7 protein-coding genes and 1 rRNA gene are annotated in these 11,690 nt (G+C 46.0%); 3 read left to right on the forward strand and 5 right to left on the reverse strand.

Annotated features, from left to right (window positions below; all coding sequences use genetic code 11):
- Positions 1-34: 34 nt before the first annotated feature.
- The 4 genes from rsmE to L5M17_RS09120 all read right to left on the reverse strand — a co-directional run bounded on the left by rsmE (position 35) and on the right by L5M17_RS09120 (position 3,653).
- Positions 35-766, reverse strand: a complete 732-nt coding sequence (gene rsmE, locus L5M17_RS09105; protein WP_105251496.1) for a 16S rRNA (uracil(1498)-N(3))-methyltransferase — start codon at positions 764-766, stop codon at positions 35-37.
- An 8-nt stretch (positions 767-774) separates the two neighbouring features.
- A complete protein-coding gene (gene endA / locus L5M17_RS09110; protein ID WP_173913177.1) occupies positions 775-1,551 on the reverse strand; it encodes an endonuclease EndA in 777 nt (258 codons plus the stop codon).
- Between the two features lie 129 nt (positions 1,552-1,680).
- Positions 1,681-2,340 carry a SprT family zinc-dependent metalloprotease gene (locus L5M17_RS09115; RefSeq protein ID WP_263146801.1) on the reverse strand — a complete coding sequence of 220 codons (660 nt, stop codon included), beginning with the start codon at positions 2,338-2,340 and terminating at the stop codon, positions 1,681-1,683.
- Positions 2,341-2,498: 158 nt separating this feature from the next.
- Positions 2,499-3,653, reverse strand: a complete 1,155-nt coding sequence (locus L5M17_RS09120) for a hypothetical protein (protein ID WP_263146804.1) — start codon at positions 3,651-3,653, stop codon at positions 2,499-2,501.
- 330 nt (positions 3,654-3,983) lie between these two features.
- Here L5M17_RS09120 and blaOXA point away from each other — a divergent pair, with 330 nt between their 5' ends.
- Positions 3,984-4,808: a class D beta-lactamase gene (blaOXA, locus tag L5M17_RS09125; protein WP_168826813.1), complete on the forward strand. Its 825-nt coding sequence runs from the start codon at positions 3,984-3,986 to the stop codon at positions 4,806-4,808.
- Positions 4,809-4,971: 163 nt separating this feature from the next.
- Here the strand turns inward: blaOXA and L5M17_RS09130 are convergent, their stop codons facing one another.
- Positions 4,972-5,883, reverse strand: coding sequence for a LysR family transcriptional regulator (locus tag L5M17_RS09130; protein WP_105251501.1), 912 nt, complete (start codon positions 5,881-5,883; stop codon positions 4,972-4,974).
- A 121-nt stretch (positions 5,884-6,004) separates the two neighbouring features.
- Between L5M17_RS09130 and L5M17_RS09135 the strand changes: the two genes are divergently transcribed.
- Both L5M17_RS09135 and L5M17_RS09140 read left to right on the forward strand, forming a co-directional pair.
- Positions 6,005-10,558 (forward strand): biotin carboxylase N-terminal domain-containing protein, encoded by a 4,554-nt coding sequence (locus tag L5M17_RS09135; protein WP_105251502.1) that lies wholly within the window; start codon positions 6,005-6,007, stop codon positions 10,556-10,558.
- A gap of 944 nt (positions 10,559-11,502) precedes the next feature.
- Positions 11,503-11,690: ribosomal RNA gene (locus tag L5M17_RS09140) — 16S ribosomal RNA — on the forward strand; the annotation flags it as partial.

Genomic DNA, 11,690 nt, shown 5'->3' on the forward strand with positions numbered 1-11,690 from the left:
TGCCATACCACCGCTGTGTGCGGTTGTGGACGGTCTAGCCTAAATCACCAAATCTGAGTTGCAGTGCCGTAATGGCGGTGAGCGAGGCGGTTTCGGTGCGTAGCACTCTGGGGCCAAGCAACACATCGGTAAACTGATAGGTTTCTGTCATGGCGATTTCTTCCGCCGACAAACCGCCTTCTGGGCCAATTAATAGTCGCACGCGGGTATGGGCTAAATCTAAGCCATTGATACCGTGTGCGGCACGTGGATGCAAATTGAGTTTAAGCGCTGAGGTCGGCTCACTGCACCAATCGTGTAAGTCCATCGCTGGGCGAACCACGGGCACTTGGCTGCGTCCCGATTGCTCACAGGCGCTCACGACGATCTTCTGCCATTGCTGAATTTTCTTTTCTAGGCGTTCACCGTTAAGTTTCACACCGCAGCGATCTGAAAACAGCGGCGTAATCGTATTCACGCCAAGCTCGACTGATTTTTGAATGGTGAACTCCATTCTATCGCCACGGGAAATCACTTGGCCTAAGTGTAAGTTGAGTGGCGACTCAGATAAATTGGCCTCACAGGAGAGCAGCTTTACTGTGACATGCTTCTTACCTGCGTCAACAATTTCAGCAAGATAATCATTGCCATCGCCATTAAATAGACTGATATGTTCGCCGTTGCCCATGCGTAGCACCTTGCCGATATGGGCCGCGCCATCTTCGTCTAAGTTCAACTGTTGATTGATGGCTAATGGCTGAGGTTGATAAATTCTTGGGACTCTCATTGTCGACCTTATTCGGCTAATTGTTGACGCTGTGGTGGCGCATTACAGGCATTCTGCACAAAGGGGTTATGGTTACCTTGGGTTTGCGCTATGGCGTTATCACGTTTGCACTCAATAGTATCAACTGGATAGGTTTTATCCCATGCCTTAAATAATTTTAATTGGCTTGAGGCGATTTTAAGACCATAGGTCTGCTGCATATAGAGGTAGGTTCTGGCTATCTTACCGCGGGTATTCGCGGGAGGTTGTGCTTGACGATTCTTAAAGTCGACTACCATAGCACATTGGCCATATTGGTCGGCCTTACCGTTCCATTGGCTAAATCGGAAGTTGCTGCGATCGCCATTGACCTCACCAATTGCGGGTACCAAATTATGCATGTCCGATTCCATCTTATTAAATTCATTACTGTTATCGGCACAGTTTTTACGGCCGCCCTTTTGCCAGCATTGGAGTTGATGGCCAAATTCCCAGGCGGGGACTATGTGTTCCCACTCGATACGGTTGGCGCGGGTTTCCTGTTTACGGACTTGATAACCACAGCTGGCGAGATCGGGTTTCCACGATTTGCCTTTGATCTGAATTTCACAGCCACAGTAAAAGCTGACTGCGGGCAGAGTACCTTGGCGACTGCCTGCGTAGAGCGCCTGTGACTTGGTTTTCGCTTGGCTGAAACTGCTGGGATGTGACACTGAGGCACTTGCGGGCACAGATAAGGTCGCCGCCCAAGTGATTAGGCACAACAAAAGTCGCCGTGAATTAACGGTTAAAGAAGCTATGTTCAAAATTTATCCCAAAATAACAAACACTACGCGAGCCTTTGGCTCGTCTTTTATGGCGTGATGGTAAGGGAAATATCGCTGTTTATGCAAATTGAGTCGTACTTAGGTGGGAGTTTTGTTTGCTGAAAGTCGCTAGATCGCAGTTAAATGGGTCTTACAGCGTTTACAAATATAACGACTTTCACCACGCAACACCTTGTTATGGCGGCGAATACTCAGTCGAATCGGTCCACAGGCGCAGCGATACTCAACATCGCGACTCGTAACTGAAGTGGTATTAAAGCTATGTGTGGTACTCGGATTGACCTTAAATACCGTTAACATCAAAGATTGCCATTCTTTACCGTGGGGCTTGGTTTTGCCAAAAAGCTGAAAACACAGCAAATGACAAATTTCGTGGGGGACGACCTCAGTCAGAAATGCCTCGCTGTTTTCGCGTAGCAATACAGGATTGAATCGCAAGCGATTCTGTTGCAGATGAGCTGTACCCGCACTCTTACCCCTTAAACTAAATTGAGTGACAGGGCGTGGAAAAGTGCGCTTAAGCGATATCTCGGCCTCTTGATAACAAGCTTCAATTCGCTCTAGTACTTGAATTTGTAGTGACGAGAGTGGGCGTGATGAACCGGTGAAAATATGTGCCTGAGCCGGATTTGGTGCTGGTGGACTCGTTATCACCTGCGACTTATCTTGGCTTTGGCCCAAGGCTGCGTACGTCGATTTTGTCAGCGGGGCAAGTGCTTCACTGCTGCGACGGCGTAAGGCATTGAGTAAGTCTGCGGGTTTCAGCATAGGGTTAGCGTTGGATCTCGTCGGTTAAAGATAAAATTGAGTGCTTAAAACTTATCGGTGATTAAGCCTGCCTAAGCGTTCACATCAGAAGCGTTCGCATCATAGCGAACGCTATCTGACAATGCTAGTTTCAGCCAGTTTCAGCCAGTGTGACTTGGCTATAAACTCGCTGTCGCTTGCATCACCATAGTGCGTACTTGTTCGACTATGGCTTGCTCAGTATCGGCGTCATAGCCTTTGACTCTTGGGGTGTGAATGTGGCCGACCTTGGCATGGCTATTAAACTTATGCTGCAAGACTATGGCACGATAGGAGATTTCATTAGAAAGATAACCGCCGCCAGAGCCTTCGACTGAGGTTTCGTTTTGCAGTTCGTTTAATGAGGTCGCGCTAAATTCACCGCGGGCAAGGGTAGTGACAGTATGGTTATCATTGACTTTCCATTGACCATCTTTGACTTGCATAGCCGAAACAGGCAGTGAAAATTCCACAAATTCGGGGCCGATAAAATCTTTACCATTAAGCTTTGGGGCAACGGGTGCGGTTTTCGTGCCGCCAGTGAGTACGTTTTGGTTATCGGGCGCCGCTGCGCTGCGATTTCGCCCTGGGAAACGTTCGATATCAAAATCAGTTCGGCCCATGCTAACGGTGAATACAAATTGGGTTTTGGGATCGCGATAAATCGGGCTCAATAGCGACTCGATAAGTCCTTGATCAAAATCTGCAAAACGTACTGGCACCATAGCGGTTTCTATTTGCGCCGTTTTACCATTAATATCAAAGCGAAAACCATCCAAGGCGAGGGCAACTAGACCGGAAGGATTACTCTGGGTGATATCTTTGTCGAGGAAGAAAGGATCGAAACCCGTGAGGAATATTTTGATTTGGACATCATCACCATATTGAATATCGCTAAAACCCCGTGATGCCTTTTCAACCGCACTCATTAATATGTCTTGTTGCCAATCGGCCATTTTAAAGTTGGCGCTGGTGGTTTTTAGACTATTAAGCATGGCAAGGCGAGCCCAGTATAAAGGTCGGTCATCAAAATGCCCTGACTGTACATCGCGGACAGCTTGTTGCCACAATCTGTGTCCTTGGCGCGCCGCTAATTGGGTGGCGTCAACTTCGTTTTTCTTTGAACTCAGCTGAGCCAGACCATCGTCAAGTGCTTGATAGCGAGTGACTACGTCGCCTATGGTTTTTTCGGCTGCTGGTAGGCGGGAAACTTCAACGTCACCAAATAACTGCACGGCACTGGCTGTAGTCATTAAGCTGGTGGTGAGGATGAGTGTTAACACTGGCTTCAACATGTTTTGCTTCCCTGTAGTGATTAGACGTTATTCATTGGAAATAATGATTATTTTTTTCGTGCGGATAGTCTCTTATGCCAAAAAGTATGCACTACAAGCTGAGGGTAATAAAGTTAAGCTCAGTGATCTTTGTCATCTTATGCCAATATCTTCTATCACAAATCATGTCGCGCTGGCATTAATCCATCTGTAACAGTGCAATAGGGTCTAGTTTACCTCTTTTTTGCCACAATTGGTCAGCAGTTTGCTAGGGCATGCCAAAACCCTAAGTGATAGCCTTAATCACTTTTTTAGTTCATTGGATTGTGTGTTTTTCTACAAGGAGACTTTATGCGTTTGTTCACCATATCAGCTGTGCTGGTGATGTCGTCTATTTTAGTGTCGTCAAGCTTAGTGGCGCCGACTTTTGCATCTACTACAGCTAAGGAGTGGCAAGAAACCCGCAGTTGGGATGCTAGTTTTACTCAGCACCAAACTAAAGGCGTAGTGGTGTTATGGAATGAAAACAAGCAACAGGGATTCACTAATAATCTTAAACGTGCCAATCAAGGTTTTTTACCTGCATCGACGTTTAAAATTCCTAACAGTTTGATCGCGCTAGAGCTTGGCGTGGTGAAGGATGAGCATCAAGTCTTTAATTGGGATGGTAAAAGTCGAGATATCGCAACTTGGAATCGTGATCATAACCTTATTACTGCAATGAAGTATTCGGTTGTGCCTGTCTACCAAGAGTTTGCTCGCCAAATTGGTGAGGCGCGTATGTCGAAGATGATCGCCTCGTTTGATTATGGTAATGAGGATATTTCGGGAAATTTGGATAGCTTTTGGTTAGATGGTGGCATACGAATTTCGGCTACGGAGCAAATCGATTTCCTACGTAAGCTTTATCACAACAAGATACACGCTTCTGAGCGCAGTTTACGTATTGTTAAGCAAGCCATGCTGACTGAAGCGAATTCTGACTATATTATCCGTGCGAAAACCGGTTATGCAGTCAGAGCAGAACCAAGCATTGGCTGGTGGGTAGGTTGGGTTGAACTCGATGATAATGTATGGTTTTTTGCGATGAATATGGATATTCCCGACGCCGCAGGTTTACCATTGCGTCAAGCCATTACTAAGGAAATCTTAAAACGGGAACGCGTTATTCCTTAGCCCATGCTAGGTCGCGTAAGCATAGCGTATCTAAACCTTGCGAGAATTGCGTATGAAGTGGCCTACTTGGCTGACATCAATCGTGATACTGAAAGCCTAGACTCAGATCTAGGCTTTTTTATAGGACTTTCTTGAAACAGGTTTCCTGATGCGACGGGAAACGTTAACCCATTAGGGATTGCAGGCTTTCTTGGCTGCTGAAGCGTTTTACAAAGAAATCTAAGAAGACACTGATGTTGGTGGCCAGTTGGCGTCTGCTCGAATAAACCCCGTAAACCTTAAAAGGTTCAATCGGCCACTCTTGTAAAATCGGTACTAGCTGTCCATTAGCAAGTTCAGTCTTACAGGCTGAATTGGATAACATGGCGATGCCAAAATCATCTATGGCTAATTGCTTCACCATTATCGGGCTGTTGACCCTCACTTTACGCTGAAAGTTCGCCATGGTTTTACGCGAACCTTTACCCAATGGCCAAATTGGTGCTGAGCGAGAAGTCCCCAATAAAATCCCACTGTGCAGGCTGAGTTCCTTTGGGGTCGCGGGGGTGCCTTTGAGTTTTAAGTATGCAGGGCTTGCCACCAAAATTGGCTGGCGTTCAAACAGTAATCTTGCGACTAAGTCTGACGATTGAAGTGGGCCATATTTGATGGCTATGTCATATCCTTCACCGACTAAACCAATATCGTTGTCGGTAAACTGGACATCCAATTCAACATTGGGATATAAACGCATAAATCCGCTACAGAGGTTAGCGATAAGTTCTTGGCTAAATGACACTGGGATTGCAATGCGTAATGATCCTGACACATCATCGTGAGTATTCTCGATAACTGCCTTGGCCGCTTCTACCTCATTGCGAATCGAATCACAGTGTTGATAAAAGAGTGCCCCGATTTGGGTCAAACTCAAATTACGGGTGTCGCGCTGTAGTAATCGCACGCCAAGTTGTTCTTCTAGCTGCGCGATTTTGCGACTTATGGTGGATTTTGGGTGGCCGGTTTCACGTGCAGCTTGGGAGAATCCCTTCGCTCTAACTACGGCTGCAAATAGCATCATACCGTTTAAATCTGGCATGTTATTCCCACTGTCTCATATTTGGAACAAAGCGTCCTATGCAGTTTAATGGCATTTGACGGGATAACAAAGTTATATTTATTGGCTAAAAATTTTCAGAGGCTAAGCAGAGGATCTTTTGATGACCAGCAATAATCAGCCCAAACACATGACTCAAGCCCAAACGCCCGATCCGCTTTTTTTACAGGCCGAGCATTTGGCAAAAGATTTTTCTCTGTTTCCTAAGCACAGTAAACAGAGTTTATCGGAAGAAATTAAAGGTCTTTTAAATGAGGATGCTATTCAAGCAAACTTAAAAGACTTGGCATCTTTAGATGTCGACGGTTACGTTGCTAAAGTGATCCAGCCGACCCAAGATAAAGGTCGTCCTGGTGCAAAACGTATTATTGCCGATCTTAAAGGTCGTTTGATTACGGAAACTCACTTGGGCTCTTTTTACAGTGCTGAGGTCGAGCTGAACTTTGGTTCACGCACTCGTCGTATTGGCTTTATTGCCCAAGAACGCACTACCGCTAACGGTGCTTGGATGCCTGAGCATCATTACGCCGCTTGTAAAGCAATTCGTCATTTCGCCGAATTGTCTATGCCTATTATCTATTTAATTGATACCCCAGGGGCGGATGCTGGCGAAATCGCTAACAGCCAAAACCAAGCGCATTCAATTTCTAAAGCCATCGCAGAAAGTGCCAACGTTGACGTACCGACAGTCGGTATCGTAATTGGTGCTGGTTATTCTGGTGGCGCAATTCCATTAGCGGCGGCGAACATTCTGTTGTCGTTGCGTGACGGTATTTTCAACACGATCCAGCCACAAGGTCTGCAAAGTATTGCCCGTAAGTACAACTTATCTTGGCAAGAATGTGCGAAATCTGTGGGTGTATCACCAGAAGAGCTTTATACCTCAGGTTGTATCGACGGTATCATCGACTTTTCACCGGGCGATCGTGACGAGCGTCAGCACAATCTGCGCCGCGCTATTATTAGCAGCGTAGAAGCGGTTGAGCGTGCAGCGATGAATTTTGTGCGTGAATCTAAAGATTTACGTGAGCATTATGATCGCAGTTTAACTCGTTTCCTTAATCCATCTAAAAACTTGATGGCTTTGGAACTGAACGCAGAATTAGCTGTGGCAACGAGCCCGACCAGTCACCATAACTTGTTCGGTAGCGCCTATCGCTATTTGCGTTATTTAACGCTACGTAGCCGTATCCATTCTATTTCTCAAGAGCAATATGGCCGTCTGTCACGTGCTAGCGTGCCAGAAGGTGATCTGTTGGCACGTATTCAACAGGAACAAGACCGTGTGTTCCAAGCTTGGTTGTCTAACCCTGACAAGCTAGTTTATGACGAAGATTTGAATAAATTGTGGACTAACTTTGTCGCTAAACGTGACGAAGTCTCTACCGAGCGTAACATGCTGACACGTTTGATTTTGGGTGAGCCAAAAGAGAACTATAAAAAAGCACGTAAGGCGTTGTTATTCAACATTAGCTGGTCTTTGTATCATCGCTGGAAGAGCAATGCGGCTAACAACTTTAAAGGGCTGATTCAGCACTTAGAAAGTTTGCCAAAGTCTGTGACTCAAGCTAAATGGCCTGAGCTGAATCAGCTGACTGTGCTTGATGTGGTGGTAAATGAAGAACTGCGTGAAGACTTTATTTGGCAATGCCATAACATTCTGATCTTTAATGCCTTGTATGACAACGTTGTGGGCAGCTTAGCGTCAATCGCGAAAGAAGCCATGATGTCGAAGAGTTTGTCACGTAACTCAGTGAACAACCTGTTGCACAAGTCAATTGACCATGCATTGTCGACGCAAGATACCTCGAACGACAAAGCTAAGTTCTATAAGTGGCTCAAGTATTTTATGGGTCAATCGAACCGCGCCGATTTGTTGGTGCGAGTAGAGCAGTGGAAGAGTGTGGGTTTCCCACAACTTAACGACAGTCTATTCGTGGTACTGACTTACTTCTTCGAGCGTTTACTGCCTGAGTATTTCGATAGTGAAAGCGATACCAGCAAGTACACTGGTGCGATCAACCCTGTGCGTATCGGTCGTCGTAAGGACTTCTGGAACCGCTTGACCATGGGTTATCAAGATCTATTGATCCAAAAAGTGCTACGTGACGAAAAACGTAAAGGCAACATGACTTGGGAAAATGTGGTGAAGCAGTTCTTTACCCATTTCGAAGAGATCAACGGCGACAAAATGTCGGCTAACTTGCTCAACTTCCCAGGCTTCCGTTTATCGATTGAAGACGCATTAGATAAAGGCATTCGCCCATGTGGTTTGATCACAGGTATTGCTGACTTTAAAGAAAAAGGTCAAAAAGTGCGTGTGGGTGTGGCTGTGTCTAACACCGCATTCCAAGCGGGTGCATTCGATATGGCTAGTGCTGAGAAATTCTCTGCACTATTGATCGAGTGTGCTAAGCGTAAATTACCCGTTGTGTGCTTTATCAGTTCAGGTGGTATGCAGACTAAAGAAGGCGCTGCGGCGCTATTCTCTATGGCTGTGGTGAACGACCGTATCACGCGCTTTATTCGTGATAACGAATTGCCAGTACTGATGTTTGGTTTTGGTGACTGTACCGGTGGTGCGCAGGCGAGTTTTGTAACTCACCCATTGGTGCAAACTTACTATCTGTCTGGTACTAACATGCCGTTCGCAGGTCAAATGGTGGTGCCAGCTTACTTACCATCAACGGCAACGCTGTCTAACTACTTGTCAAAAGTACCTGGCGCAATGGCGGGCTTAGTCCATAACCCATTCAGCGACAATTTAGACTCTCAGTTAGCAGGTATCGATCCTCTGATGCCAATGCCTTCGGCAAAAATTAACGACGTGATCATCAATGCACTGTCGACCTTAGTGGTTGAAGCTACTGTTGAAGAAGAAGTGATCGTGCAGAACGATCCACGTAAGTTAATGAAGCCAATTAACAAAGTATTGGTTCACGCCCGTGGTTGTACAGCGGTGAAACTTATTCGCAAGGCGCATGACAATAATATCAATGTGGTATTAGTGGCGTCGGATCCTGATATGACATCAGTGCCAGCGGACATGCTCAAAGAAACCGACAAGTTAGTTTGTCTCGGTGGTAACACATCGGACGAAAGTTACTTGAACGCATACTCAGTGCTGAAAGTGGCCGAATATGAACAGGTTGATGCATTGCATCCTGGTATTGGTTTCCTATCAGAAAGCCCGCAGTTTGCTGCATTATGTGTGAATAACGGTGTTAACTTCGTCGGTCCTAGCGTGCATTCAATGACGACTATGGGTAACAAGTCGAACGCAATTAAGACATCGCAAGCGCAAAACGTACCTGTAGTGCCTGGTTCGCACGGTATTCTGACCAATGCTGAACAAGCCGTAAATGTGGCGAGCGAAATCGGCTATCCAGTACTTCTTAAAGCGGTACAAGGTGGTGGCGGTAAAGGTATTCAGGTTGTGAAACGTCCTGAAGACATGATTGGTTTATTCCAAAAAACCGCAACTGAAGCGGCTGCCGCCTTCGGTAATGGTGACTTGTACTTAGAGAAGTATGTGACATCACTACGTCACATCGAAGTGCAGTTACTGCGTGATAAGTTCGGTAATGCGAAAGTATTAGGTTTGCGTGACTGTTCGGTTCAACGTAACAACCAAAAAGTGGTCGAAGAATCTGGCTCTACTATGCTGCCGGATGAGCTGAAGCGACAAGTGCTGGCCTATACCCGTGCCTTAGGCGACGCGACCGATTACATGGGCGCAGGTACCGTAGAGTTTATCTATAACTTAGATGCGAACGAAGTCTACTTCATGGAGATGAACACGCGTCTGCAGGTTGAACATCCTGTCACGGAAGCGACTTCAGGTATTGATATCGTTAGTGCGCAGTTTGATATTGCCGCTGGCCGTTCAATTGCAGCGTTAGAACCTAAAGAAATTGGTTATGCGATGGAAGTACGTGTGACGGCTGAGAAAGCGGCGCTCGATAGCCATGGCATACTGCAGCTGATCCCAAATCCAGGCAAGATCACTGAGTGTGTGTTCCCAGATCATCCAGATGTGGAAATCATTTCGATTGCTGCGCCAGGGAAAGAAGTATCGCCATACTACGATAGCTTGATTGCGCAAATCATCATGCGCGGTGAAAACCGTGAAGATGTGATTGCCAAACTGTACGAATACTTAGACAGTGTAGTGCTGAAAGGCATCGCGACTAACATTCCGTTACTCAAGCTGATCTTGAAAGATGGTACCTTTAACGAAGGTGTTTACGACACTAACTATCTGCCACGCTTAATGGCTGAGCTCGACATTCCTGCGTTGATAGCAGAAATGGAAGCTGCCGCTGAAACTGTGGAAGTAGACACTGAGTCACTGCGTGTTGGCGAAAGTAACGAACTGAAAGTGTTAGCCCAAGGCGCAGGTATCTTCTATACCTCTTCTGCACCGGGTGAAGCGGATTTCGTGAAAGAAGGTGACATAGTCACGGTCGATCAAACACTAGCACTAACAGAAGCGATGAAGATGTTCTCGCAAGTGACCTTAGCCGGCTTTAACCGTCAGAGTGCGATTCTGTACCCTGAGGATAAGAAGTATCGCATCGAGCGCATCCTGAACAGCAATGGTCAGCAAGTGTCTCAAGGCGACTTACTGTTCGTGGTCTCGCCTGTTGAAGAATAAGCTCAGCGTTTAACGCCATAGCTGAATGAGAAAATACCCGCCATTGGCGGGTATTTTTTTGCTTCTAAATTATTGCCACTAAATTTCCTGTCACTAAATATAGGTAAGCGAACATAACACTCTTAATGTGCATGACGTCTTTGATAAATCAACTTAGCTTTAATAGATAAGCTCATCGCTAACAAGTGGCCAATATCAGCTTTGTGCAATACGGCCTGTATCTCTGATTAAGTCGGCAAAGAGTCTCTTTAATCTATCGTTCGCCCATTTATTAGAACAAGCTGCATCAAGAACCCACCTCTAGCCTCGAGAATCAACGGAATCTCCGTGCTTTATTCGTAGTAATATAGGTTCATCAAACCTCATTTTAAGTTGAAACTGAGTCTAAAATGAGCTGGGTGTGGATAACTTTGGGGGTAAGTGGTGGGTATGGTGTGGCTAGATTAGATAATTAGAATTAACTGCAAATTTCCTTAAAATAGGGGTTGCACAAAATCTCCTGCTGCCTATAATGCGCATCCACTGACACGGCAGACAGCGAAAGCGGGCTGACGAGTTAGGTTGAATTAAGCATGTTACTCTCCGTTGAGAATGGCACTTAATTCAATCGCAGCAAGAAGTTGTTAAAAACTCCTTGACGCGAAACGGGAAATGCGTAGAATACGCAGCCCTAGCCAACTGAAAGCGTTCGGCGCTCAGTGTGGTACTCACCTTCTCTTATGAGGTTGAGTTGCTCTTTAACAAGATAAAACAAGAAATCTGTGTGAGCACTCACAGGTGTTGAGTTAATCGAAACTGCTTAACCTTCGGGTTGGCAGTCAAAAATTTAAATCAATGTAACAATGAGTGTTCATAGTAATATGTACAGTTTGTTTCTTTAGTTAGAAACAAAAAATCAGAATTCATTGAGCCGCTGAAGTCGCAAGACGGAAGCAACAAAACTTTAATTGAAGAGTTTGATCATGGCTCAGATTGAACGCTGGCGGCAGGCCTAACACATGCAAGTCGAGCGGCAGCGGGAAGATAGCTTGCTATCTTTGCCGGCGAGCGGCGGACGGGTGAGTAATGCCTAGGGATCTGCCCAGTCGAGGGGGATAACAGTTGGAAACGACTGCTAATACCGCATACGCCC

The sequence above is a fragment of the Shewanella sp. SW24 genome (genome assembly GCF_025653395.1).
GTDB classification, from domain to species: domain Bacteria; phylum Pseudomonadota; class Gammaproteobacteria; order Enterobacterales; family Shewanellaceae; genus Shewanella; species Shewanella oncorhynchi.

Excerpts from the sequence above, each read along its gene's own strand:
- blaOXA (WP_168826813.1), top strand. The coding sequence starts at position 3,984 with ATGCGTTTGTTCACCATATCAGCTGTGCTGGTGATGTCGTCTATTTTA.
- rsmE (WP_105251496.1), bottom strand. The coding sequence starts at position 766 with ATGAGAGTCCCAAGAATTTATCAACCTCAGCCATTAGCCATCAATCAA.
- L5M17_RS09135 (WP_105251502.1), top strand. The coding sequence starts at position 6,005 with ATGACCAGCAATAATCAGCCCAAACACATGACTCAAGCCCAAACGCCC.
- L5M17_RS09115 (WP_263146801.1), bottom strand. The coding sequence starts at position 2,340 with ATGCTGAAACCCGCAGACTTACTCAATGCCTTACGCCGTCGCAGCAGT.
- L5M17_RS09130 (WP_105251501.1), bottom strand. The coding sequence starts at position 5,883 with ATGCCAGATTTAAACGGTATGATGCTATTTGCAGCCGTAGTTAGAGCG.
- L5M17_RS09120 (WP_263146804.1), bottom strand. The coding sequence starts at position 3,653 with ATGTTGAAGCCAGTGTTAACACTCATCCTCACCACCAGCTTAATGACT.